Annotated in this window: 24 protein-coding genes and 1 tRNA gene; 17 read left to right on the top strand and 8 right to left on the bottom strand. The window is 60.3% G+C overall.

From position 1 onward, the window contains the following. Positions 1 to 14: 14 nt before the first annotated feature. Positions 15 to 1,430 carry an oligosaccharide flippase family protein gene (locus tag EV281_RS19945; protein WP_132656277.1) on the top strand — a complete coding sequence of 472 codons (1,416 nt, stop codon included), beginning with the start codon at positions 15 to 17 and terminating at the stop codon, positions 1,428 to 1,430. Then, positions 1,431 to 2,708, top strand: coding sequence for a GNAT family N-acetyltransferase (locus EV281_RS19950; protein WP_132655510.1), 1,278 nt, complete (start codon positions 1,431 to 1,433; stop codon positions 2,706 to 2,708). Here EV281_RS19950 and EV281_RS19955 read toward each other — a convergent pair. Next, a complete protein-coding gene (locus EV281_RS19955; RefSeq protein WP_132655512.1) occupies positions 2,683 to 4,341 on the bottom strand; it encodes an AMP-binding protein in 1,659 nt (552 codons plus the stop codon). The genes EV281_RS19950 and EV281_RS19955 overlap by 26 nt on opposite strands. 223 nt (positions 4,342 to 4,564) lie before the next feature. Between EV281_RS19955 and EV281_RS19960 the strand changes: the two genes are divergently transcribed. Continuing rightward, positions 4,565 to 5,545: an aldo/keto reductase gene (locus tag EV281_RS19960; RefSeq protein WP_132655514.1), complete on the top strand. Its 981-nt coding sequence runs from the start codon at positions 4,565 to 4,567 to the stop codon at positions 5,543 to 5,545. Positions 5,546 to 5,615: 70 nt separating this feature from the next. On the opposite strand, the gene EV281_RS19965 is transcribed toward EV281_RS19960, so the two are convergent. Further along, positions 5,616 to 6,194, bottom strand: coding sequence for a TetR/AcrR family transcriptional regulator (locus EV281_RS19965; protein ID WP_132655516.1), 579 nt, complete (start codon positions 6,192 to 6,194; stop codon positions 5,616 to 5,618). A 124-nt stretch (positions 6,195 to 6,318) separates the two neighbouring features. On the opposite strand from EV281_RS19965, the gene EV281_RS19970 reads away from it, so the two are divergent. Together EV281_RS19970 and EV281_RS19975 are read left to right on the top strand one after the other, a co-directional pair. Beyond that, positions 6,319 to 7,614: an MFS transporter gene (locus tag EV281_RS19970; protein WP_132655518.1), complete on the top strand. Its 1,296-nt coding sequence runs from the start codon at positions 6,319 to 6,321 to the stop codon at positions 7,612 to 7,614. 85 nt (positions 7,615 to 7,699) lie between these two features. Then, positions 7,700 to 7,784, top strand: a tRNA-Leu gene (locus EV281_RS19975). A gap of 112 nt (positions 7,785 to 7,896) precedes the next feature. Here the strand turns inward: EV281_RS19975 and EV281_RS19980 are convergent. Beyond that, complete coding sequence (locus EV281_RS19980; protein ID WP_132655520.1) at positions 7,897 to 8,178, bottom strand: hypothetical protein; 282 nt, start codon at positions 8,176 to 8,178, stop codon at positions 7,897 to 7,899. A 156-nt stretch (positions 8,179 to 8,334) separates the two neighbouring features. On the opposite strand from EV281_RS19980, the gene EV281_RS19985 reads away from it, so the two are divergent. Further along, on the top strand, positions 8,335 to 10,077 hold the full coding sequence (locus tag EV281_RS19985) for a cation:proton antiporter (RefSeq protein ID WP_132655522.1): 1,743 nt from the start codon (positions 8,335 to 8,337) through the stop codon (positions 10,075 to 10,077). A gap of 21 nt (positions 10,078 to 10,098) precedes the next feature. On the opposite strand, the gene EV281_RS19990 is transcribed toward EV281_RS19985, so the two are convergent. After that, complete coding sequence (locus EV281_RS19990) at positions 10,099 to 10,368, bottom strand: hypothetical protein (protein WP_245508330.1); 270 nt, start codon at positions 10,366 to 10,368, stop codon at positions 10,099 to 10,101. Between the two features lie 223 nt (positions 10,369 to 10,591). Between EV281_RS19990 and EV281_RS19995 the strand changes: the two genes are divergently transcribed. Both EV281_RS19995 and EV281_RS20000 read left to right on the top strand, forming a co-directional pair. Next, the gene (locus tag EV281_RS19995; protein ID WP_132655526.1) at positions 10,592 to 11,182 is read left to right on the top strand and encodes a YqaA family protein; all 591 of its coding nucleotides are present in this window, start codon (positions 10,592 to 10,594) and stop codon (positions 11,180 to 11,182) included. 22 nt (positions 11,183 to 11,204) lie between these two features. After that, the gene (locus tag EV281_RS20000) at positions 11,205 to 11,720 is read left to right on the top strand and encodes a disulfide bond formation protein B (protein ID WP_132655528.1); all 516 of its coding nucleotides are present in this window, start codon (positions 11,205 to 11,207) and stop codon (positions 11,718 to 11,720) included. A gap of 72 nt (positions 11,721 to 11,792) precedes the next feature. On the opposite strand, the gene EV281_RS20005 is transcribed toward EV281_RS20000, so the two are convergent. Together EV281_RS20005 and EV281_RS20010 are read right to left on the bottom strand one after the other, a co-directional pair. Further along, a complete protein-coding gene (locus EV281_RS20005; RefSeq protein ID WP_132655530.1) occupies positions 11,793 to 12,350 on the bottom strand; it encodes an HNH endonuclease in 558 nt (185 codons plus the stop codon). Positions 12,351 to 12,462: 112 nt separating this feature from the next. Continuing rightward, a complete protein-coding gene (locus EV281_RS20010; RefSeq protein WP_132655532.1) occupies positions 12,463 to 13,149 on the bottom strand; it encodes a DNA-3-methyladenine glycosylase in 687 nt (228 codons plus the stop codon). On the opposite strand from EV281_RS20010, the gene gluQRS reads away from it, so the two are divergent. Further along, complete coding sequence (gluQRS, locus tag EV281_RS20015) at positions 13,148 to 14,029, top strand: tRNA glutamyl-Q(34) synthetase GluQRS (protein WP_132655534.1); 882 nt, start codon at positions 13,148 to 13,150, stop codon at positions 14,027 to 14,029. The two genes, EV281_RS20010 and gluQRS, sit on opposite strands and share 2 nt — an antisense overlap. Here the strand turns inward: gluQRS and EV281_RS20020 are convergent. Then, positions 13,994 to 14,965, bottom strand: a complete 972-nt coding sequence (locus tag EV281_RS20020; protein WP_132655536.1) for a YihY/virulence factor BrkB family protein — start codon at positions 14,963 to 14,965, stop codon at positions 13,994 to 13,996. The genes gluQRS and EV281_RS20020 overlap by 36 nt on opposite strands. A 68-nt stretch (positions 14,966 to 15,033) precedes the next feature. Between EV281_RS20020 and EV281_RS20025 the strand changes: the two genes are divergently transcribed. The 7 genes from EV281_RS20025 (at position 15,034) to EV281_RS20060 (ending at position 20,421) form a co-directional block, all read left to right on the top strand. Beyond that, a complete protein-coding gene (locus tag EV281_RS20025; protein ID WP_132655538.1) occupies positions 15,034 to 15,867 on the top strand; it encodes an SDR family oxidoreductase in 834 nt (277 codons plus the stop codon). An 18-nt stretch (positions 15,868 to 15,885) separates the two neighbouring features. Next, complete coding sequence (locus EV281_RS20030; RefSeq protein WP_007825545.1) at positions 15,886 to 16,089, top strand: twin transmembrane helix small protein; 204 nt, start codon at positions 15,886 to 15,888, stop codon at positions 16,087 to 16,089. A gap of 14 nt (positions 16,090 to 16,103) precedes the next feature. Further along, a complete protein-coding gene (locus tag EV281_RS20035) occupies positions 16,104 to 16,682 on the top strand; it encodes a cob(I)yrinic acid a,c-diamide adenosyltransferase (protein ID WP_132655540.1) in 579 nt (192 codons plus the stop codon). A 37-nt stretch (positions 16,683 to 16,719) separates the two neighbouring features. After that, positions 16,720 to 17,505, top strand: a complete 786-nt coding sequence (locus EV281_RS20040; RefSeq protein ID WP_132655542.1) for a rhomboid family intramembrane serine protease — start codon at positions 16,720 to 16,722, stop codon at positions 17,503 to 17,505. 183 nt (positions 17,506 to 17,688) lie between these two features. Further along, positions 17,689 to 18,438 carry an electron transfer flavoprotein subunit beta/FixA family protein gene (locus tag EV281_RS20050; RefSeq protein ID WP_132655544.1) on the top strand — a complete coding sequence of 250 codons (750 nt, stop codon included), beginning with the start codon at positions 17,689 to 17,691 and terminating at the stop codon, positions 18,436 to 18,438. Positions 18,439 to 18,462: 24 nt separating this feature from the next. Beyond that, positions 18,463 to 19,392 carry an electron transfer flavoprotein subunit alpha/FixB family protein gene (locus EV281_RS20055; RefSeq protein ID WP_132655546.1) on the top strand — a complete coding sequence of 310 codons (930 nt, stop codon included), beginning with the start codon at positions 18,463 to 18,465 and terminating at the stop codon, positions 19,390 to 19,392. Positions 19,393 to 19,539: 147 nt separating this feature from the next. Further along, entirely contained in the window at positions 19,540 to 20,421 is an 882-nt protein-coding gene (locus EV281_RS20060) for a 3-hydroxybutyryl-CoA dehydrogenase (protein ID WP_132655548.1), read from the top strand. 175 nt (positions 20,422 to 20,596) lie between these two features. Here EV281_RS20060 and EV281_RS20065 read toward each other — a convergent pair whose 3' ends face one another. Continuing rightward, positions 20,597 to 21,259, bottom strand: coding sequence for a TlpA disulfide reductase family protein (locus EV281_RS20065; RefSeq protein ID WP_132655550.1), 663 nt, complete (start codon positions 21,257 to 21,259; stop codon positions 20,597 to 20,599). Positions 21,260 to 21,285: 26 nt separating this feature from the next. On the opposite strand from EV281_RS20065, the gene argH reads away from it, so the two are divergent. Further along, a complete protein-coding gene (argH, locus tag EV281_RS20070; protein ID WP_132655552.1) occupies positions 21,286 to 22,689 on the top strand; it encodes an argininosuccinate lyase in 1,404 nt (467 codons plus the stop codon). Positions 22,690 to 22,726: the final 37 nt, after the last annotated feature.

The raw sequence follows: 22,726 nt of genomic DNA on the forward strand, positions 1-22,726 counted from the left end.
TTTGCGTGTTCAGAATGGCGGTCATGGAAACAGCGGAAAAGATGCTGCCCGCGGGGCTGCGGCCGATCGCCAGCCGGGCGCTGCGCAGCCTTGCCATAGTTCTTGCCGAACGGGGCGACAAGGCCGCCGCCCAGCGTATGGCGCTGATCGCCTTTGCGATCCGCATCCTGAGTGCAGCCCTCGCCTTTCTGTCGCAGATCGTGCTCGCCAGGCTGATGGGCGAATATGAATACGGCATCTTCGTTTTCGTATGGGTGCTGGTCGTCCTCTGCGGCGACCTTTCCTGTCTTGGCTTCCATACCGCAATCGTCCGCTTCCTGCCGCAATATCGTGCTGCCGGCGCCTTTGCCGAAATCCGTGGCCTGACCGGCACCGCCCGAGTCTTCGCGATGTTCTCAGGCACGACCGTTCTCATCACCGGCATGCTCGGCCTGCATTTCTTCGGCGACAGGATCGAAAGCTATTACCTCGTGCCGACCTTCCTTGGCCTTATCGCCATGCCGATGATCGCGCTCGGCGATATTCTCGAGGGCACGTCGCGGGCCAACCACTGGCCGGTCATGGCGCTGAGCCCCGTCTATATTGTCAGGCCAATTCTCATCATTCTCTTCATGCTGATAGCCGTCGTCTTCGGCGCGCCGCACACCGCAGTCACCGCCATGCAGGCTGCACTTGCGGCAACGTTCGTCACTGCGCTCGGCCAATACGCCGCCACGCTCTATCGGATGCGCCGGCACTATGACGCCGGCCCGCGCAAAGTCGACTTCCTGGAATGGCTGGGCGTTGCTTTTCCGATCTTCCTGATCGAAGGCGTGAGCTTCCTGCTGACCAATTCCGACGTCATCGTTGTCGGTATCTTTCTCGAGCCGCATGATGTCGCGATCTACTTCGCGGCCGCCAAGACCATGGCGCTAGTGCATTTCATCAATTTCTCGGTGAAGGCCGCCGCCGGTCCCCGCTTCTCCTCCATCATCGCCGAAGGCAACCGGACCGATCTTGCTATTGCCGCTGTCGATGCCGCCCGTTGGACGTTTTGGCCTGCCCTCGGCATCGGTCTCGCTGTCCTGGCTGCCGGGCATCTGCTGCTGTCGCTCTTCGGTGGTGCTTTTACGGCCGGTTATGTGCTGATGGCGATCCTGCTGGCCGGCATCCTCGCCAAGGCGTTGGTCGGCCCTGCAGAGACGCTTCTGATGATGGCGGGCAAACAAAACCTCTGCGTCGCTCTTTATGCCGGAGCGCTCGCCGCTAACGTCGGCCTCAATATTCTACTGATCCCACACTACGGTATCGTCGGTACGGCGATCGCCACTGCCTCCGCCATGGCCGTGGAAGCGATGCTGCTGCATGTCTTCGTGCGCCGCGCACTTGGCTTCACGCTCTTCGCCTTCGCGACCCCTTCCGCCGCAACGCCAGAAATGAGAGCCCGATAGATGGTACGCGTACCACCCATCACCGAGAGCACCGACAGCAACGCGAACCGCATGGTTCACGATCTTGCCGCGCTCAAGTTCGACGCGCCGCAGGCCGAAGGGCGCATCGAAATCGGCCGGCCGGGCCGCGAACTCTGCCTCTACCCCGGTAAGCTCGGCTACGATCTGCAGGAGGAACTGGACTTCCTTTCAAACCGCGCGATGGAGCCGAACGTCTTCTTCAGCGGCCGTTTCCTGGCCCCCGCCATGCCGCGGCTGGAGGATCGGCAGGTCAATTTCGCCATCATCCGCGATCAGAATGAGCATCGCAGCCGCATGCGCCTGCTGATGCCGTTCTCAGTCGACAAGCCGGGTTTTGCCGTCGGCCCATCGATTATCCGCGGCTGGGCAAACAGCTTCGGTCCGCTCGGCACCCCGCTCGTCGATGCCGAGGACGCGGCCGAGACGCTGGACAATCTCTTCGAAGGCCTGATCACGCCGGACCTCGGCCTGCCGGGCACGCTGGTGCTGCCAGACGTACGGCTGAACGGCATCTTCGTGCGCATGGCCAAGGCCGTAGCGCTCAGCCGCAACCTGCCGCTGACGATCGCCAATCCCTATGAGCGGCCGATGCTGCAGAGCGATGACGACGCCATGGTCTATCTCGGCCGCACCATATCCTCCTCTCACCTGCGCGAGATGCGCCGCCAGTGGCGGCTGCTCGAAGAGCTCGGCACGGTCGTCCACACCGTTGCCCGCCAGCCGCGGGAGATTCACATGCGCTTCGAGGAATTCCTGGCGCTAGAGGCCGGCGGCTGGAAAGGCAAGCGCCGCAGTGCGCTGGTGACCGACCGCTATCACACCGCCTTCGCCCGCGAGGCCGTCTCCAACCTGGCGGAGGTCGACGCCGTACGCATCCACACGATCGACCTCAAAGGCAAGGCAATTGCCTCCGTCGTCGTGCTGATGATGGGCGGCGAGGCCTACACCTGGAAGACCGCCTATGACGAAAACTATTCCCGCTACTCGCCGGGCAAGCTGCTGATGAGCGAGCTGACGGAATGGCATCTCGACGACGCCAACGTCGTGCGCTCGGATTCCTGCGCCGTCTCCGATCATCCGATCATGAGCCGCTTTTGGCGGGAGCGCGAGGAGATGGGCACGCTGGTGATCGGCCTCACCCAGAACGGCGACCGCGACATGCGCCAGGTCGCGGCCCAACTTCACATGTACCGCAGCACCCGCAACATGGCGAAGATGCTGCGCGAGAAGATCATGTCGCTTGCCGGCCGAGGCTGATTTCGGCTTCCGCGGCAGCCTTTTCCCGCAGCAGCCGGCGTATCACCTTACCTGTCGTCGTCAGCGGCAAGGCATCCACAAACTCGACCTCGCGCGGATATTCGTGCATTGAAAGCCGCGTCTTTACCCAGTCCCGGATTTCTGCGGCCAGCTCCGCGCTGGGCTCGTGGCCCGGTGCAAGCACGATATAGGCCTTGACGATTTCGGTTCGCAACGCATCGGGTTTGCCAACGGCAGCGGCGAGCTGTACGGCCGGATGACCGATGAGACAGTCCTCGATCTCCGCCGGACCGATGCGGTAACCCGAAGAGGTAATGACGTCATCGTCGCGGCCCGCGAAGGTGACATAGCCCTCCTCATCTTGCCGGCCGATGTCGCCGGTCAGCAGCCAACCCTCGACATATTTCCTCTGCGTCGCATCGGGATCGTTCCAGTAGCCGAGGAACATTACCGGATCAGGGCTGGCAATGGCGATCTGTCCTTGCTCTCCGACCGGCAGCTCGGCACCTTCATCGTTGACGATCGCCACCTTGTGGCCAGGCGAAGCGCGTCCGATTGCACCTGGCTTCGTAACGCCGAAGGCAGCGCTGGAAGACAGCACAAAATTGCATTCCGTCTGCCCGTAAAATTCATTGACCGTAATACCGAGCGTGCGGCGCACCCACTCATAGGTCTCACGGCCAAGCGATTCGCCCGCCGAGCCGATCGTGCGCAGCACGAGATCATATTTCAAGCGCGGCGCATCAACGGATTTCAGGAGCCGCAACGCCGTTGGCGGAATGAAGGCGTTGCGGACCTTCATCTCGGCCATGATGCGATAGGCCGTGTCCGCATCGAATTTCTGGGCCGGCGAAGAGACGACAGGTACACCGAGCAGCAGGCTCGGCAGTAGCGCATTGAGCAAACCGCCAGCCCAGGCCCAGTCCGACGGCGTCCAGACTTTATCTCCCGCCTGCGGGAAACCTTCGTGGACAAACTGCATGCCCGGAATGTGGCCGGCGAGCACCCGATGACCGTGCAGCGCACCCTTCGGAGGGCCTGTCGTGCCCGACGTGAAGATCATCAGGGCCGGCTCATCCGGTCCCGATTGCGCGATATCGAAGACGGGCGGATAGGCCGAGACCAGATCGGCAAAGCCGAGCGTATCTGCCGAAGGTCCTTCGATGCTGATGATATGTTTGACGTCAGGCAGCCGGTCGCGGATCTGATTGATCCGAGCAAGACCGAAGCCGTTGGTTATGACGGCTGCCGCGCCCGCGGCCTTCAGTCGGTATTCCAGCGCTTCGACCCCAAAAAGCAGAGCAAGCGGCAGAGCAATCGCGCTCATCTTGTAGATCGCCACATGCGAAATGACCGTCTCGAAACACTGCGGCAGAAGCAGCGCCACGCGATCTCCCCGGCCGATGCCGAGTGCTGAAAGCGCGTTGGCGAGGGATGATGAGCGGGCAGCTAGCTCGCCATAGGTCAAAGACAGGTGATCGCCGTCAGGGCTGAAGTGTTCGAGGCAGATGCGACCGGGATCACGCCCCGCCCAATCGTCGCTGACGGCACGGCCGATATTGAAATCCTCAGGGATCTGCCAGGAAAAATCGCAGTAGAGCGTGTCGTATTGATCGCCAGACGGCAGTTTCATGGGCAAGATCCGGTAAGATGCTGCACCAGCTAACACCTCCCAGTGCGGACACGCAAGCGGTGTAGTTCGCAAGGATAAGGCGAGATCCCGCTCAATGGTCGCCCATTGTTGCGCTAACCGCAGAACAAATTCTCCGCCAGGCTGGCTGAGACTTCCACGATTTCTGCGCTACATCATACGCATGCGTCTGGGGAGTCGCTGAAATTCATCACGGAGCACTTTCATGGAATATGTAAAATTCGGGAAGACCGGTCTCGAAGTCTCGAAGATCTGCCTCGGCTGCATGACCTATGGCGATCCGAATCGCGGAAACCACGCCTGGAGCCTGCCGGAGGAAGAAAGCCGTGCGCTGCTCAAGCAGGCGATCGATCTCGGCATCAACTTCCTCGATACAGCCAATACCTATTCCAACGGCTCCTCGGAGGAGATCGTGGGCCGTGCCATCAAGGATTTCGCCAAGCGCGAAGACATCGTGCTTGCCACCAAGGTCTTCAACCGCATGCGCCCCGGCCCGAATGGCGCCGGCCTGTCGCGCAAGGCGATCTTCGATGAGATCGACAACAGCCTACGCCGCCTCGGCACTGACTATGTCGACCTCTATCAAATTCACCGCTGGGACTACACGACACCGATCGAGGAAACGCTGGAAGCCCTCCATGATATCGTGAAGGCCGGCAAGGCGCGCTATATCGGCGCCTCCTCCATGTATTCCTGGCAGTTCGCCAAGGCGCTCTACACGTCGCGTCTCAACGGCTGGACGGAATTCGTCAGCATGCAGAACCACGTGAACCTGCTCTACCGCGAAGAAGAGCGGGAAATGCTGCCGTTCTGCGAGGACCAGAAGATCGCCGTCATTCCCTGGAGCCCGCTTGCCCGCGGCCGTCTGACCCGCGACTGGGACGAGAAGACCAACCGCAGCGAGACCGACGAATTCGGCAAGACGCTCTACAAGCAGGCCGAGGATGCCGACCGCAAGATCGTTGAGAAGGTTGCCGAGATCGCCAGGGCTCATGGCCTCTCCCGCGCCCAGGTCGCCACTGCCTGGATCCTGCAGAAAAGCGCCGTCACCGCCCCGATCATCGGTGCCTCCAAGCCGAACCACCTGACGGATGCCGTCGGAGCGCTGACGGTGAAACTGAGCGCCGAGGATGTCGCAGCACTCGAAGCGCCCTACATTCCGCACAATGTCGCCGGCTTCAAATAAGCCGCCACGGCAATCTCCTGCTGATAACGCGGCGGGAGATCATTCCATTCCAACAAGAGCGCGCACCGATTTAGAACGACTGCGCCGGGTCGAGCTTGCGGCGCATCGTGACCAGGAACTGTTCAGCGAGCGCCCGATCCTCGACCGCCCTGGCCAGAATAACAGCCCCCATCATCGAGGAGAGCGTCGTCGTCGCATTGGCGCGACGCTCCTCCGACGTTTCACCCGGCACGATATCCTGGAGAACAGCGACCAGCGTCGATAAACCCTCGCTGAAGGTCGCACGAACCGCACCTTCGCTGCGGCTGACTTCCTGGGTCAGCGAGGCGAATACACAGCTTCCACCTGGATCGTCGACCGTGCGCCAGTGGATGTAGTGATCAAGCAGCGCTTGTAGTGGCCGCTCTGGATGGCTGGCAATCTGCTCTCGCCAGCGTTCCTCCACGCGTTCGATCAGATTGCGGCTGACTTCCAGCGCAAGATCGTCCTTTGATTCGAAATGGCCGTAAAATCCGCCATGGGTCAGACCGGCGGCTTTCATGATGTCGGCGACGCCGACGCCGTCAAATCCATTCTCGCGAAAAAGCACGCTGGCAGCCGTCAGGATCTTTTCACGGTTTTCTGCAAATTTTTCTCGGCTGACCCGCATTTTTCGTCTCCGGAAATGGTCACTTGACAATTTATATGATGTCCATCATCAATACGCAACAAATATGATGATCGTCATGTAAAACTCTCTTGTATGGTCCCCACGTCATAAACGGAATTTGCCCATGGTCTCTGCAGTCCTTGCATCCTCCCTTGCCCGGCGAAACATTCATTATGGATGGGTCGTCGTCGCCGCCACCTTCCTGACCATGCTCGTAACCGCCGGCGCCATGGGTGCGCCGGGTGTCCTCATCAAACCGCTGCAGGACGAATTCGGCTGGGAAACCTCGCAAATCTCGTCTGCTCTTGCCATCCGCCTGATCCTCTTCGGTCTGATGGGTCCGTTTGCAGCAGCCTTCATGAACTATTTTGGCGTCCGTAAAGTCATCGTCTTTGCACTCGCCCTCATCGGGGCTGGCTTCGTCGGCTCGCTATTCATGACCAAGCTGTGGCATCTGCTGGCGCTCTGGGGCGTCGTCGTCGGCTTCGGCACCGGGCTGACCGCCATGGTGCTGGCAGCCACGGTTTCCACTCGCTGGTTCGTCAAGCATCGAGGCCTCGTCGTCGGCATGCTCTCGGCGAGCTCAGCGACGGGCCAGCTCGTCTTCCTACCGCTGATGGCGGAGCTGACCGAACGCTATGGCTGGCGCGCGACCGTCTTCTTCGTCTGCGCCATGATCATGGTCGCCGCCCTTCTCGTGCTCCTGTTCATGCGTGATCGCCCCTCTGATGTGAACCTGCCCTCGGTCGGCGAAACCCAGATCACGCCAGCCCCTGTCCGCGGCACGCTCGGCGCAGCACTTGCAACGCCGCTCACCACACTCAAGGAAATCTCGAAGACATCGACCTTCTGGATCCTGTTTGCCACCTTCTTCATCTGTGGGCTCAGCACCAATGGTCTGATCCAGACACATTTCGTCACCCTCTGCGGCGATTTCGGCATCATGCCGGTTGCGGCCGCAAGCGTTCTTGCCGTCATGGGCATCTTCGATTTCTTCGGCACGATCGGTTCCGGCTGGCTTTCCGACCGCTTCGACAATCGCTGGCTGCTCTTCTGGTATTATGGTCTGCGCGGCCTCTCGCTGCTCTTCCTGCCCTTCAGCGATTTCTCTTTCTACGGCCTATCGATCTTCGCCGTCTTCTACGGACTAGACTGGATCGCCACCGTGCCGCCAACCGTCAAAATCGCTGCCGACCGCTTCGGCCGTGAAAAAGCAGGTCTCGTTTTCGGCTGGGTCTTTGCGGGCCATCAGCTTGGCGCTGCCACGGCCGCCTACGGCGCCGGCCTGTCGCGCACGGCGCTGGAAAGCTACCTGCCCGCCTTCTTCATTGCCGGCGCCTTCTGCCTGCTCGCCTCGGTTCTGGCGATCACGCTGAAAAAGTCAGGTCTGACCGGAGCAAGCGCAACGGTCGCCCACTAAACATCAAATTCCACGCAGCTAAACTTCGCCCGCCGTCTTGCACGCGCGGGCGAACGCATGTTAGACAGCCGCCTCGTATTTCGCTGCCCCATTGGCGGAATTGGTAGACGCGCTCGACTCAAAATCGAGTTTCGAAAGAAGTGCTGGTTCGACCCCGGCATGGGGCACCAAACATCTCTGAAGCGAATTTCATGCTTCGCCCCCCAAAAGGCGAAGGCATGCTTCTCGCAGATTAATGCTGCGGTCTCGGCGGAGTGGAATGCCGAATCCCCAGCGAAGTCGTTAGTCACAACGGCGAACCGTTTTTGTGACAGTGCCTTCGTCGGTCTCACGGGTCACGCTCCGCGTGTAGCAGCGGTCACGGTCCCGATCGCGCCAGCGATCCCGTTCGCGCACCGCGCCGAACGTAATGCCGCGATCACTGATGGTAACGCCGGGGCGGTCACGGTCATAACCGTCATAGGCACGCTCGCGTGTGACGGTTACGCTATCTGCCATCGCAGGCGCTGCCGCTGAGGCTAGGGCAAGGGCAGCGATTGCGCAGTTGATGAGGATTTTTCGCATCTCTCTTCTCCTTGTCTTCACATAAGGGCAACGACACGGGAGCTTTGTAGTTCCGAAAAAAGCCGGCAATTTACGCCTATTCCCTTCAAATCAACTCTTTAACTTTGCTGGCGCTTCATCCTAAAGTGCCGGCCTCCGGGCATTTTGAGAGGGCTGATGCATCAGGAAACGGGACTCATTGCGACGGTAGCCATAAGCTTCGTCTTCGCGGCAATTCTTGGCTATGGTGCAGACAGGCTGCGGCTGCCGCCGCTGGTCGGCTATCTCGCCGCCGGCGTTGTTATGGGACCTTTCACGCCGGGGATCGTGGCGGACACGGAGCTTGCCAGCCAGCTTGCCGAAATGGGCGTGATTCTGCTGATGTTCGGCGTTGGCCTGCACTTCTCCGCATCCGATCTTCTTGCCGTGCGCGGCGTTGCCATTCCCGGCGCCATCGGCCAGATCCTGCTGGCGACCCTGCTCGGTATCGGCCTCGGCGAACTCTGGGGCTGGAGCCTCGGCGCCGGCGTTGTCTTTGGCCTTAGCCTGTCTGTCGCCAGTACCGTCGTGCTTTTGAAAGCGCTGGAAGAGCGTAACCTCGTCAATACCGCCGGCGGACGCGTTGCCGTTGGCTGGCTGATCGTCGAGGATCTGGCAATGGTGCTGGCGCTCGTGCTGCTGCCGGCGCTGGCCGAGCTTCTCGGCGGCCATGCGGGCGACACCTGGCACGGCGTCGACCTGCCACTTTCAGCCACGATCGCCCTCACCCTGGCAAAGGTCGGAGCCTTTGCCGCCATGGCGATCTTCCTCGGCCCCCGCATCGTGCCCTGGCTTCTGACATTGATTGCGCGCACCGGCTCGCGCGAGCTCTTTACCCTCGCGGTTCTTGCCATCGCGCTTGGCATCGCCTTCGGCTCGGCAGCGATCTTCGGCGTCTCCTTTGCACTCGGCGCCTTCTTCGCCGGCGTGGTCATGAGTGAATCCCATCTCAGCCACCGCGCCGCAGCCGATTCCCTGCCGCTGCAGAACGCCTTTTCGGTGCTGTTCTTCGTCTCGGTCGGCATGCTTTTCGACCCGTCGATCATCCTGCGTCAGCCTCTTGCCATCATTGGCGCATTGGGGCTGATCATCGTTGGCAAGGCAGTCATCTCTTTTGCGATCGTTACCCTGTTGCGCTATCCGATCGGCATGGGCCTGACGGCCGCCGGCGGCCTTGCACAGATCGGTGAATTCTCCTTCATTCTCGCCGGTCTCGGCGTCTCGCTTGGACTCCTGCCCCAGGAAGGGCAAGATCTGATCCTTGCCGCGGCCATTCTTTCCATCACGCTCAACCCGCTCGTCATCTTCGCGGCGGAAAAGCTGAACGGCCGCATCAAGTTGAGGTGGCCGCGTATCTATGAAAGCTACGGCCGGAAGAACCAGGACATCCTGGCGCGGGAACTGGAAAAAATCCGGGCACTCGGCGAGGAGCGTGCCCGCCAGCATCATCTGCGCATCCAGCAGCTCGTCGATACCTTCCCGCTCTTTTCCGAAGTCGGCGAGGATGCCCTCGAGGAACTGCTGCTGCTGTTCAACCCGAAACTTGCCTCGCCGGGCGAACGCGTCATCCGGCGCGGTGACCGTGGCGACAGCATGTTCTTCATCTCCTCCGGCGCGGTCGAGGTGCGGCTGGCAAGCGGCGCGGTGCGACTTGAGCCCGGCGCCTTCTTCGGTGAAATGGCGCTACTTAGCGGCGGACGCCGCACGGCTGATGTCATTGCGGTCGATTTCTGCCAGTTCGAAGTACTGGAGCGGCGCGACTTCAACATGTTCATGTCGCGCCATCCGAATCTCCGCGCCGTCGTCAGCGAGATGGCGCAGAAGCGCACGGAAATGAACGTGATGCGCCAGCAGTGGGAAAAATCCATGGATCTTTCCTGAAAGGCGCCGCGCACCTGGTGATCAGGCTGTCGTGACATTGTCCAGTTTCGGCCAATAAAGATCCGAATCGAAATCAGCCGGGATACGATCGAGCCGGCAGATCGCCTCAGCCGCGAATTCGATTTGCATGGCAAGATACCTGAGCGATGCCGGCATAGGCACACCGACGGCAAATTCCTTGACTCGTGAACGGTGATACCCGCTGGCGTCAAGGCGTCGCTCGGCCTCGCGGCGGACATCCTCATGGTCCGGTCGGCGACGATTCAGACTACCATCCCGTTCTTTGGCGATGCTAAGCCCGCCCTCTATGACCCTCAATTTCACGACTTGCCACAACCTATTTCAAACCCGCCGACAACTTGCCGCAGATTCACAGCCTTGCCATCCTGCTAAATCTTGGGAGGGCACATCACGAAAATTTTCAACGCGAACACCGGGAAGCCGCAGAGCGAGCATTTACAGCATCATGATCGCCCCCTAATGCTTTGTGCGTTGCAACAGGGAAAGGAAACGGATGCTCCGCAGACTTTACGACTGGACCATGTCTCTGGCCTCCAAAAAATGGGCTGAAGTCTGGCTCGCCGTCATCGCCTTCGTCGAAAGCTCCGTCTTTCTCGTTCCGGCCGATGTCCTTTTCCTGCCGATGGCGCTTGCCAAGCCCGAACGCTCCTATCGCTACGCGATGGTTGCCACCGTCGCATCGGTCCTCGGCGGGATAGCCGGTTGGGCGCTCGGCTACTATGCCTACGAAACCGTGGCGCGCCCGATTCTGGAATTCTATGGAAAGCTCGATCAATTCGAGCAGATGAAGTCCTACGTTACCTATGAAACGATCCTGCTGCTGCTCGTCACGTCAGGCCTTGCGCATCTGCCGCCGATCAAGGTCGTCACGATCCTGTCCGGCGTCATCCATGTGGGCCTGCCGCTCTTCATCGTTTCGGCAATCATCGCCCGCGGCGCGCGCTTCCTCTTCCTCGCCTGGCTGCTGCGCCGTTACGGCGAGCCGATCCGCCACTTCATCGAGAAGCGCCTCGGCCAAATCGTCGGCGTCGGCGCGGCGGTCGTAATCGTGCTATACATCGCCTACCGATATTTTGCCCACTGAGCCAACTTCGCGGAGTTCCGCCATGAATGCCACATCCTCGCCGCTTGCCCGTCCGGCCGTATTGCTTCCGCTCCTGCTCGCCATCGGCATGGCGGTGGTGGTCGGAACGGCTCTCGGATTCCAATATATCGGCGGCTATATTCCCTGCGCGCTCTGTCTGCTGCAGCGCCAGCCCTATTATTATGGGATTCCGATCGCTGTCGTTGGCGCCATTGTGGCTCTCATCGGCCTGCCGAACTGGCTGACGCGCGCAATCATTCTCGCCGTCGGCATCCTCATGCTCGTCGGCGCCGGCATGGGCGTCTATCACGCGGGCGTCGAATGGCACTTCTGGCCCGGCCCCGCCACCTGCTCGACCACGGCCAGCAGCATGACCACCAATGCAGGCGATCTGCTCGGCGAGCTGAACACGATCAAAGGCCCGTCGTGCACGGATGCAGCATTGCGCGTTCTCGGACTGTCCTTCGCGGGCTGGAATGTGATCGCAAGCCTGGTTCTCGCAGCCTTCGCCTTCTGGAGCGTGAAGAAGACTGCCTAGGCACCTAAAGCCTGTCGCGCAAAACTGCGTAGCGGTCTTGCGATAACGACTGCGCAAGCTAACGATCTTGAATCAAGGCTGCAGCTCGGTATCCCAGTAGAGGTAATCGAGCCAGCTTTCATGTAGATAATTCGGCGGGAAGAGCCGGCCGTTATTGTGCAAGTCCTGCACCGTCGGCTGATACGGCTTTTGCGCCGGGAACATGCCTGCCTGTCTCGGAAGCTTGCTGCCCTTGCGCAGATTGCAGGGCGAACAAGCCGCCACGACATTCTCCCAGGTCGTCTCGCCGCCATGCGCGCGCGGGATAACGTGGTCGAAGGTCAGATCGTCATGAGCGCCGCAATACTGGCACTCGAACCTGTCGCGCAGGAAGACGTTGAAACGTGTGAAGGCGGGATTGCGGGATGGCTGAACGTAAGTTTTTAGGCACACGACACTCGGCAGCCGCATCGAGAAGCTCGGTGAAGAAACCTCATGCTCATATTCAGCAATGATATTCACACGGTCGAGAAATACCGCCTTGATCGCGTCCTGCCAGGACCAGAGCGACAAGGGGTAATAACTCAGCGGCCGATAGTCAGCGTTCAGAACGAGCGCCGGCAGGGCCTGTGGGGAGACTGCAATCGTCAAGGAGCCCTCCTGGATCGATTCGGCATCTGCACTTGTATATTAGGCCGGTTGTTACAGGATTGTGAAGTCCAATAAATTCAGGGAATAAAGGCGAATCGAGGGACGGTGCCGTTCAACCGATCGGCAACACGTCCCGACGCATTTTTGCGGCATAATAAGCCCAGAAAAGCCGGGCCGCGACGGAGCGCCAGGGCGACCAGATTTCTGCAAGCCCGGCAAGCGCTTTGGCCTGCGGGCGCTCGGCGAGACCGAATGCCGCAGCAACCGCTGCCTGGAGCGCCACGTCACCCGCCGGAAACACATCCACATGCCCGCCGCAGAACATCAGATAGACTTCTGCCGTCCATGGTCCGATTCCTTTCTGTGCCGTCAATTCCGCCAGCGCTTCGGCAGGAGGCTTTTGGAGCAGCCCCTGCAGATCGATTCGCCCCTCAGCGACGGCTTGGGCGATTCGCATCAGCGTATCTGCCTTGGCACGCGAAAGACCGAATTCACGCCAGGCTTCCGGATGAAGCATTATGTAAGTCTCGGCATTCAGCAACCCGCTCTCGGGCTGCATCCGCCGCCAGATCGCCTCGGCGCTGGCGCGCGAGACCATCTGCGAAACGATGATATGGGCAAGGCCGGCAAAGCCCGGTTCGCGCAGCCTGAGCGGGACAGGACCGGCTTCCCTGGCAATCGCCGCCAGGCGCGGATCGAGAACAAGAAGAGCGGCAAGCCCCTCTTCAATATCCTTTTCATTGCTGATGACCCGCACCTTGCCTCGCGATCGCTTTAAATCCATGCCAGAAGAAAGCATGATCACTACTCCGCGTCAAAAACCCGTCTTCCGTTTCGCCCCAAGCCCCAACGGGCCGCTGCACCTTGGTCATGCGCTGTCTGCACTCATCAATGACGACATGGCCAAGGCCGCAGACGGCCGGCTGCTGCTGCGCATCGAAGACATCGATCTGACCCGTTGCACCCCCGAATTCGAAGCCGGGATCTATGCTGATCTCAATTGGCTTGGTATCGAATGGGAGCAGCCGGTCCGTCGCCAGCAGGAACATTTCTCCGAGTATCAGGCAGCCCTTCATTCGCTGATCGAACGCGGACTGGTTTACCCCTCGTTTCTGACACGCAGCGAGGTAAAGACGCGCGTCGCCGCCTATGAGCGGATGGGCGAGCCCTGGCCGCGCGATCCTGACGGCACGTCGCACTATCCCTCCGACGATCGTGACCGCAGCGACGAAGAGCGCAACGCAATGCTCGTCTCGGGTCTCAAGCATGCATGGCGGCTCGATATGAACAGGGCACTGGATCTGGTCGGCGCGCCGCTGTTCTGGACGGAAACCGGTGACGAACGAAAAGGCGAGATACTGGCCGAGCCGGCGGTCTGGGGCGACGTCGTGCTCTCACGCTCGGATGCCCCCTCCAGCTACCATCTCTCCGTCGTCATCGACGATGCGCTGCAGGGCGTGACCCATGTCGTACGCGGCCTCGACCTTTTCCACGCCACCTCTGTGCATAGACTGCTACAGAACCTGCTCAACCTGCCGCAACCGATCTATCATCATCATCGCCTCATCGTGGACGCCAACGGCCGCAAGCTATCGAAGAGTGAGGGTGATACCGGTCTCGCGGAACTGCGTGGCCGCAAACTCTCAGTTGCCGATATTCGCCGTCTTGTCGGACTTTGAATCGGAGACGCGGTCGCGTCCGACCACCGAGAAGGTTCGCGAAAAATTGCGCAGCACCCGGAATTTCATCAGCGCCGCATTGATCTCGGCGCCGACGATGAAGATGACACCTACCATGTAGAGGAAGATGAGTACGATCACCACCGATGCCAGACCGGCATAGGTGGCGGTGTAAGTGGCGAAGGTCGCCAGATAATAGGCAAAGATCAGCGCGCCGACGAGCCAGAACAGCAGGGTCAGAGACACACCGGGAATGACATCGAAGACACGGCGCTTTCCGGCGGGCAACCAGAGATGGACCACGAGCAGCGCGATGACCAGCATGAGGAGCGTGCCGTAGATGCGCCAGCTGAAAATAATTTCGAGCGTGTCGACAGTGATTGGCAACCATTGACGGACCCTCACCGGCAGCCATTCGAGCGTATCGTTATGCAACAGCCAGTGGCGCGCATAGTCGAGGCCGACAGGGACTGCCACGAGCAGAATGCTGATAACCGCAAAGATGATCACGGCCACGAGTACGTAACCGAGACTGGCAAGGCGCGTGAGATACCAAGGCCGTGTCTCCTGCACGCGATAGGCGCGATTCAGGGAGATTCTAAGCGCCTCGACACCGTTCGAGGCAAAATAAGCGGCAGCCAGCACCGAGATGGTCAGAAGCCCGCCGCGCGGGATCGTCAACACCTGCACTACCTGGTCGGCGAGCGGCTTGGCGATCGCCTCCGGCCATGTGTCGAAGATCAGGTGGATGGCCGTGGTGGAAAACTGATCGGCCCCGAGAAAATTGGCGAGCGCCGTGCCGAAAATCAGGAAGGGAAAGACCGCAAGCAGGCTGGAAAGCGCCACATGGCTTGCCATGGCAAAGCCATCGTCCTCGATCAGGTGGCAGATGGCGTCGTAGACCACATCGTAGAGCGTGCGCAGGGCCTTCGGCATTCGGCTTCCCAATTGTATCCTTTCGGCGAATATGGGAAACAAGTCCCATTTTGTACAGGAATCATTGAATGGCCGACCAGCGCACCATCGTCGTGACCGGATGCTCTTCCGGCATCGGCGCCTATTGCGCACGCGCCCTTAAGGCGGATGGCTGGCGGGTCTTCGCCACAGTACGCAAGATCGGTGACCTGGCAGCGCTGGAAGCCGACGGCATCGAAGCTGTTTTGATGGACTACACGCAACCCGAGACGATCTCGGCTCTGGTGGCCACCGTGACCGAGCGCAGCAACGGCCGGATCGATGCGTTGTTCAACAACGGCGCCTATGGGCAGCCCGGCGCAGTCGAGGATCTCCCTACGCAGGCGCTGCGCGACCAGTTCGAGACCAATGTCTTCGGCTGGCACGAACTGACCAAACAGATTATTCCCTTCATGCGTCGGCGCGGCCAAGGCCGGATCGTGCAATGCTCCTCAATCCTCGGCGTCGTGCCCTATCGCTATCGCGGCGCCTACACGGCATCGAAATTCGCGCTCGAGGGCCTGAGCATCACCCTGCGCATGGAACTGCAAGGAAGCGGTATTCACGTCAGTCTGATCGAGCCGGGACCGATTACCAGCCGCTTCACCGCCAATGCGCTGGCGAAGATCAAAGAGCATATCGACCTCGAAAGCTCACCCCACGCGGTCGAATACCGTCGGCAGCTGGCCCGTCTTGAGGGTTCGGGCCCCATCAACCGCCACAAACGTGGCCCCGAGGCAGTCTATGCAGTGTTGACGCATGCATTGAACTCGAAAAATCCGAAGCCACATTATCCCGTAACAACTCCGGCAAAACAGGGCATATTGCTGAAGAGGCTGCTTCCAGCCGATCTCTTCTACCGCCTGATGCGCTGGACGGACTGAAGAAGAAAAGAGACAGCCATGTCCACGGTCACCTATGTCATCGCGATCATCGTCATGGGCCTCGTCGCCCTCGTACTGATCCGCGGCCTGTTCAACATGATGAAGGGTGGCGATGCGAACCTTTCCAACAAGCTGATGCAGCTGCGCGTGCTGCTGCAGGCGATCGCCGTCATCCTGATCATGCTGACGCTCTGGCTGACAGGCGGCGGGCGCCCGAGCTGATCTGAGGGCCGGCGATGGTAAGGCTCAACAAAATCTACACCAGAACCGGCGATGACGGCACGACGGCGCTTGTCTCCGGCCCGCGCCGCACCAAGCACGATCTTCGTGTCGAAGCCTACGGAACGATCGACGAAACCAATTCCGCAATCGGTATCGCAAGGCTGCACACAGCAAATCTTGCTGAACTCGATGCCACGCTGGCATTGATCCAGAACGACCTATTCGATCTCGGCGCCGATCTCGCCACACCCGAAACCGCGGAGCCGCCGGCCTACGAGCCGCTGCGCATCGTCGAAAGCCAGGTAACGCGGTTGGAACAGGATATCGACCGGCTGAATAGCGATCTGGAACCGCTGAAATCCTTCGTGCTGCCCGGCGGAACCGCCGCTGCCGCCCATTTGCACCTCGCTCGCACGCTTGCACGCCGCGCCGAACGGCTGATGGTGGCGCTTGCCCGGAGCGAAGGAGAAATCGTTGGCGCTGCGGCGCTCAAATACGTGAACCGCCTCTCCGACTTCCTCTTCGTTGCCGCTCGGCACGCAAATGACGGCGGCAAGGCAGATGTGCTTTGGGTTCCCGGGAAAAACAGATAGGGTCGCAGCCATCACGATCGCCCGGGGGCAGGCCTTCATGTTCATACCGCTGCACGATGCTAATACGCTGAAGTACATCAAGGTCCAGTGGGTCACACTCGGCCTGATGGTCGCAGATATAGCCACCTGGATATTCACCGCTGTTGAAAGTGAACAGGTTGCCCAGAGTGCGACCGTCGGTCTCGGCTATATACCGGCCATCATTTTCGGCTATGCGGTGCTGGCGCCAGGGCTGGAGATCGTGCCGGAAGCGGCGACCTACATTACCTATTCCTTCGTTCATACAAGCTTCTGGCATCTTGCCGGCAACATGATCTTCCTCTGGGTCTTCGGCGACAATGTCGAAGATGCGATGGGCCACCTGCGCTTCCTCGCTTTTTACCTTCTTTGCGCTGCAGCCGGCGCTCTCTGCCACGGCCTGCTGTCAACGACGTCGGAAGCGCCGCTCGTCGGCGCATCCGGGGCCATTTCGGGCGTGGTGGCCGCCTATCTCGTGCTGCATCCACGCGTGCGTGTCTGGGTTCTGGTCTTCTTCCGCGTGCCGCTGCCTTTGCCAGCGTTCATCCCGCTCCTGCTTTGGGTCGGCCAACAATTCTTTATGCTGCTGATCGATCCCAGCGGCAACGTATCCTGGGGCGCGCATGTCGGCGGCATCATCGCTGGCGCCCTGCTTGTGCTGGTTATGCGCAGGCCGGGCGTACCGCTCTTCGACCGGCAGATCGTCGCGCCTCGTGCCGTTCGCGACCGGCCGATCCCTATCCGCGTCACGGCCTCAGGCCTGCCCGTGCCGCCGCGCCTGCCCTGGGGGCGCGACAAGCTATAATATTGACGTGAACGTAAACGTTAATATATTGCCATTCAAATCGACTGTCTGCGTCACGGAAGCGTTGTATTTGGAGGAAAAACGCGTATCCATGTCGCCATTCGACAATCGGAGCAGCGCCCGAGCGCGCATTTTCCCAGAAGTCTCTATTGAAGGCCCATCTCTGTTCGAAGGAAGGACCCCATGAAAATTCTCGTCCCAGTCAAACGCGTTGTCGATTACAACGTGAAGATCCGCGTCAAGCCGGATGGATCGGGCGTCGACCTTGCCAACGTCAAGATGTCGATGAATCCGTTCGACGAGATTTCGGTCGAAGAAGCCCTTCGCCTGAAGGAAGCCGGCAAGGCTGAAGAAGTGGTCGTCGTGTCGATCGGCCCTGCCAAGGCAGAGGAAACGCTGCGCACAGCGCTCGCCATGGGCGCCGATCGTGCCATCCTCGTCGAGACCGATGATGCCGTCGAGCCACTTGCCGTCGCAAAGATCCTCAAGGGTGTTGCAGATGCCGAAAAGCCGGGCCTGATCATCGTCGGCAAGCAGGCGATCGACGACGATTCCAATCAGACCGGCCAGATGCTCGCAGCCCTCCTCGGCTCCGCCCAGGCGACCTTCGCCTCCAAGATTCAGATCGATGGCGACAGCGCCACGGTTACCCGTGAAATCGACGGCGGTCTGCAGACGATCAAGATCAAGCTGCCGGCTGTCGTGACGACCGACCTGCGTTTGAACGAGCCGCGCTACGCCACCTTGCCGAACATCATGAAGGCAAAGAAGAAGCCGCTCGACAAGAAAAGCCCGGCCGATTTCGGTGTATCCACCGCCCCACGCCTCAAGGTTTTGAAGACGGAAGAGCCCTCCGGCCGCAAGGCAGGCGTGAAGGTGAAATCGGTTGCCGAGCTTGTCGACAAGCTCAAGAACGAAGCCGGCGTACTGTAAGTTCTGGAAAGGGAGAACACGATAATGGCCATTCTTCTTCTGGCTGACCACGACAGCGCGAGCCTTTCCGACCAGACTGCCAAGGCTCTGACGGCTGCTTCCAAGATCGGCGGCGACGTTCATGTGCTGGTCGCAGGCAAGGGCGCCAAGGCTGCTGCCGATGCTGCTGCGAAGCTCTCCGGCGTCTCCAAGGTACTGCTGGCTGAGAGCGACGAGCTAGCCAACAACCTTGCCGAACCGCTCGCCGACCTGATCGTTTCGCTCGCCGGCAGCTATGACACGATCGTCGCTGCTGCCACCTCCACCGGCAAGAACGTCATGCCGCGCGTCGCAGCGCTCCTCGATGTCGCCCAGGTCTCCGAAATCATCGAGGTAGTGTCGCCCGACACCTTCAAGCGGCCGATCTATGCAGGCAATGCCATTCAGACGGTGCAGGCGAGCGACGCCAAGAAGGTCGTCACCGTGCGCACCGCCTCCTTCGCCTCGGCTTCCGAGGGCGGCTCGGCTGCGGTCGAAGCAATCCCGGCCGTCTCGGATCCCGGCCTTTCGAATTTCGTATCCGACGCACTGTCGGCCTCCGAGCGTCCGGAACTGACGTCTGCCAAGATCATCATTTCCGGCGGTCGCGCGCTCGGCTCCGCCGAGAAGTTCAAGGAAGTCATCCTGCCAGTCGCCGATAAGCTCGGCGCTGCCGTCGGCGCTTCGCGCGCCGCAGTTGATGCCGGTTACGCGCCGAATGACTGGCAGGTCGGCCAGACCGGCAAGGTCGTCGCCCCGCAGCTCTACATCGCCTGCGGCATCTCGGGTGCCATCCAGCATCTGGCCGGCATGAAAGATTCGAAGGTCATCGTCGCCATCAATAAGGACGAGGAAGCGCCGATCTTCCAGATTGCCGACTATGGACTTGTCGCCGATCTCTTCGACGTGCTGCCGGAGCTCGAAAAAGCCCTCTGATCGGGCAGATTGACTTCTTTTCGCACTTGCGAATGACTGGAAAATTGTCTTCTATCGGTCTACTACTTTTGCCGGGCGATCTTTCGTCCGGCAATTTCATATAAAAATACCGGCAGCGCGGGGGTGTATGCCGGGCGGGGGTTGGAGATGAGTGCGGTGTTGAAGAATATTGGTATCATCGGTGCGGGCCAGATGGGCTGTGGCATCGCGCATGTTTCGGCCGCCGCAGGATACAAGGTTCACATCTACGATCTGTCGCAGGATCGCATCGAATCCGGCCTTGCCACCATCAACGGCAATTTTGCGCGCCAGGTGACGAGCGGCAAGATGAGCGACGAAGAGCGCAGCGCAGCGCTTTCGCGTATCACCGGCTCCGCCGATATCAACGACCTCGCTCCTTCCGACCTCGTCATCGAGGCGGCGACCGAGGATGAAAGCGTCAAGCGGAAGATCTACGCGCAGGTCTGTCCGGTGCTGAAGCCGGAAGCAATCCTTGCCACCAACACCTCTTCCCTGTCGATCACCCGACTTGCCGCAGCGACCGACCGCGCCGAACGCTTTATGGGCATCCATTTCATGAATCCGGTACCGGTTATGAAGCTCGTGGAACTGGTGCGTGGTATCGCCACCGAAGAAACGACCTTCGCCGCCGCCAAGGAATTCGTCGCATCGCTGGAAAAGACCGTCACGGTCGCCGAGGATTTCCCGGCTTTCATCGTCAACCGCATCCTTCTGCCGATGATCAACGAAGCGATCTACACGCTGTACGAAGGCGTCGGCACCGTCGATGCCATCGACACTGCCATGAAGCTTGGGGCCAACCATCCGATGGGGCCGCTGCAGCTTGCCGATTTCATCGGCCTCGATACCTGTTTGTCGATTATGCAGGTGCTGCATGATGGCCTCGCCGACAGCAAATACCGTCCCTGCCCGCTTCTGGTGAAATATGTCGAGGCAGGCTGGCTCGGCCGCAAATCCGGCCGCGGCTTCTACGATTATCGCGGCGAAACCCCAATTCCGACCCGCTGAGCGAGCATCGCCTGAAGAGGCGAGTGGAACAAATGCTCGCAACGTGCTTTCCTTGCATGAACGGAAGGAGACGCCATGTCGAGCGAATTGCCGATGTTTCTGCTTCAGTGCTGTGTCCTGATCGGACTTTCCGGCATCTTCTTCATTCGCGGCGCCGGCGACCCCTGATCGCTCGCTATGAACCGACAGCACCCTTGATCAGCGCCTTGGCATCTTCGCTGTCCCATGCCGCCGGGCCGTTCATGGCCGAAATCAGGCACCCCTTGTCATCGAGCAGCAGCGTTACCGGCAGACCGAACGCAAGGCCCTCCTTCTTCAGACTGTTGAACACGCCGATCGTGTTGTCCCGGTAGAGCTGCAGGGCATCGACGCCGATTTCGCTGAGGAATGCCTTTGGCTTTTCGTCGTCGCCGGTGTCGATATTGACGGGCACGACCTGGAACTTGTCGCTGCCCATCTGCTTCTCCAGCGCGTTCAGCGCCGGCATCTCCTCGCGACAGGGCACGCACCATGTGGCCCAGAGATTGAGAAGCACGGTCTTGCCCGAGAAATGATCGAGCGTCATCGGCTTGCCATCGGGGCCGTTGAAGGCGATGGTCTCAAGCTTCTTCGGCTGGCTGGCGGCAACCATGGCCGCAACCTGACCCTTCATCAGCGGGCTCAGATTGGCAGCATGCTCCTTCGTCAGCGGGCACTCGGCCGAGGCCGTATCACTGACGCCATTGCCAATGCCCGTCTCCTTCACGTATACCGCTGCCGCACCGGCAACAATGCCTGCAACGGCGGCGATTGCGATCAGTTTAACGGACGGCAGCCCGAAGGGTTTTTTTGTCGTCATTTCATTCTCCAGGACGGGCATCTTCCATGGCCGAGGACAATACGGATACCAAATCCTCCAACCAGATGTGGGGCGGACGTTTTGCTTCCGGTCCCGATGCGATCATGGAGGAGATAAATGCCTCGATCGGTTTCGACAAGAAGCTGTTTGCCCAGGATATCCGCGGATCGATTGCCCACGCTACAATGCTCGCCCATCAGGGCATCATTTCATCAGACGATAAGGACAAGATCGTTCACGGGCTAAACACGATCCTGTCAGAAATCGAAAGCGGCAATTTCGAATTCTCGCGCCAGCTCGAAGACATTCACATGAATGTCGAGGCTCGGCTTGCGACCCTGATCGGTGCGGCCGCCGGCCGTTTACATACGGCCCGCTCGCGCAACGACCAGGTAGCGCTCGATTTCCGCCTGTGGGTCAAGGAAGAGCTGCAGAAGACCGAGGCGATGCTGACCGATTTGATCGCAGCCTTCCTCGACCGTGCAGAGGAACATGCCGAGAGCGTCATGCCCGGCTTCACGCATCTTCAGACCGCCCAGCCGGTCACGTTCGGCCACCACTGCATGGCCTATGTCGAAATGTTCGGCCGCGACCGTTCGCGCGTTCGCCATGCTATTGAACATCTGGACGAAAGCCCGATCGGTGCGGCGGCACTTGCCGGCACCGGCTATCCGATTGACCGCCACATGACGGCAAAGGCTCTCGGCTTCCGCGAGCCGACCCGCAATTCGATCGATACCGTCTCCGATCGCGACTTCGCTATCGAATTCCTGGCAATTGCCGCGATCTGCGCCGTGCATCTGTCGCGTCTTGCCGAGGAAATCGTCATCTGGTCGACTCCGCAATTCGGCTTCGTGCGCCTTTCCGACGCCTTCTCGACCGGCTCCTCCATCATGCCGCAGAAGAAGAATCCGGACGCGGCCGAGCTGGTGCGCGCCAAGACCGGCCGCATCAACGGCTCGCTGATCGCCTTGCTGACAATTATGAAGGGCCTGCCGCTTGCCTATTCCAAGGACATGCAGGAAGACAAGGAACAGGTCTTCGACGCCGCCGAAAGCCTCGATCTGGCGATCGCCGCCATGACCGGCATGGTCCGCGACATGACGATCAACACGGCCAGAATGAAAGCAGCAGCCGGATCCGGTTATTCGACTGCGACCGATCTTGCCGACTGGCTGGTGCGCGAGGCGGGCCTTCCATTCCGCGACGCTCACCATGTAACTGGCCGTGCCGTGGCACTCGCTGAAAGCAAGGGCTGCGATCTTTCGGAGCTTTCGCTTGCCGATCTGCAGGCGATCAATCCGGCCATTACAGAGAAGGTCTATGACGTGCTGACGGTCGAAGCCTCCGTCGCCAGCCGCAAGAGCTTCGGCGGCACCGCACCATCGGAAGTCAAGAAGCAGATAGCCTATTGGCGTACCCGCAACTAATGCATTTCCGGGCAAAGCGAAAACCTGTTCACCATCG

Source organism: Rhizobium sp. BK418 (assembly GCF_004341105.1).
Lineage (GTDB): Bacteria > Pseudomonadota > Alphaproteobacteria > Rhizobiales > Rhizobiaceae > Rhizobium.

Excerpts from the sequence above, each read along its gene's own strand:
- EV281_RS19945 (WP_132656277.1), top strand. The coding sequence starts at position 15 with ATGGCGGTCATGGAAACAGCGGAAAAGATGCTGCCCGCGGGGCTGCGG.
- EV281_RS19950 (WP_132655510.1), top strand. The coding sequence starts at position 1,431 with ATGGTACGCGTACCACCCATCACCGAGAGCACCGACAGCAACGCGAAC.
- EV281_RS19955 (WP_132655512.1), bottom strand. The coding sequence starts at position 4,341 with ATGAAACTGCCGTCTGGCGATCAATACGACACGCTCTACTGCGATTTT.
- EV281_RS19960 (WP_132655514.1), top strand. The coding sequence starts at position 4,565 with ATGGAATATGTAAAATTCGGGAAGACCGGTCTCGAAGTCTCGAAGATC.
- EV281_RS19965 (WP_132655516.1), bottom strand. The coding sequence starts at position 6,194 with ATGCGGGTCAGCCGAGAAAAATTTGCAGAAAACCGTGAAAAGATCCTG.
- EV281_RS19970 (WP_132655518.1), top strand. The coding sequence starts at position 6,319 with ATGGTCTCTGCAGTCCTTGCATCCTCCCTTGCCCGGCGAAACATTCAT.
- EV281_RS19980 (WP_132655520.1), bottom strand. The coding sequence starts at position 8,178 with ATGCGAAAAATCCTCATCAACTGCGCAATCGCTGCCCTTGCCCTAGCC.
- EV281_RS19985 (WP_132655522.1), top strand. The coding sequence starts at position 8,335 with ATGCATCAGGAAACGGGACTCATTGCGACGGTAGCCATAAGCTTCGTC.
- EV281_RS19995 (WP_132655526.1), top strand. The coding sequence starts at position 10,592 with ATGCTCCGCAGACTTTACGACTGGACCATGTCTCTGGCCTCCAAAAAA.
- EV281_RS20000 (WP_132655528.1), top strand. The coding sequence starts at position 11,205 with ATGAATGCCACATCCTCGCCGCTTGCCCGTCCGGCCGTATTGCTTCCG.
- gluQRS (WP_132655534.1), top strand. The coding sequence starts at position 13,148 with ATGATCACTACTCCGCGTCAAAAACCCGTCTTCCGTTTCGCCCCAAGC.
- EV281_RS20010 (WP_132655532.1), bottom strand. The coding sequence starts at position 13,149 with ATGCTTTCTTCTGGCATGGATTTAAAGCGATCGCGAGGCAAGGTGCGG.
- EV281_RS20020 (WP_132655536.1), bottom strand. The coding sequence starts at position 14,965 with ATGCCGAAGGCCCTGCGCACGCTCTACGATGTGGTCTACGACGCCATC.
- EV281_RS20025 (WP_132655538.1), top strand. The coding sequence starts at position 15,034 with ATGGCCGACCAGCGCACCATCGTCGTGACCGGATGCTCTTCCGGCATC.
- EV281_RS20030 (WP_007825545.1), top strand. The coding sequence starts at position 15,886 with ATGTCCACGGTCACCTATGTCATCGCGATCATCGTCATGGGCCTCGTC.
- EV281_RS20035 (WP_132655540.1), top strand. The coding sequence starts at position 16,104 with ATGGTAAGGCTCAACAAAATCTACACCAGAACCGGCGATGACGGCACG.
- EV281_RS20040 (WP_132655542.1), top strand. The coding sequence starts at position 16,720 with ATGTTCATACCGCTGCACGATGCTAATACGCTGAAGTACATCAAGGTC.
- EV281_RS20050 (WP_132655544.1), top strand. The coding sequence starts at position 17,689 with ATGAAAATTCTCGTCCCAGTCAAACGCGTTGTCGATTACAACGTGAAG.
- EV281_RS20055 (WP_132655546.1), top strand. The coding sequence starts at position 18,463 with ATGGCCATTCTTCTTCTGGCTGACCACGACAGCGCGAGCCTTTCCGAC.
- EV281_RS20060 (WP_132655548.1), top strand. The coding sequence starts at position 19,540 with ATGAGTGCGGTGTTGAAGAATATTGGTATCATCGGTGCGGGCCAGATG.
- EV281_RS20065 (WP_132655550.1), bottom strand. The coding sequence starts at position 21,259 with ATGACGACAAAAAAACCCTTCGGGCTGCCGTCCGTTAAACTGATCGCA.
- argH (WP_132655552.1), top strand. The coding sequence starts at position 21,286 with ATGGCCGAGGACAATACGGATACCAAATCCTCCAACCAGATGTGGGGC.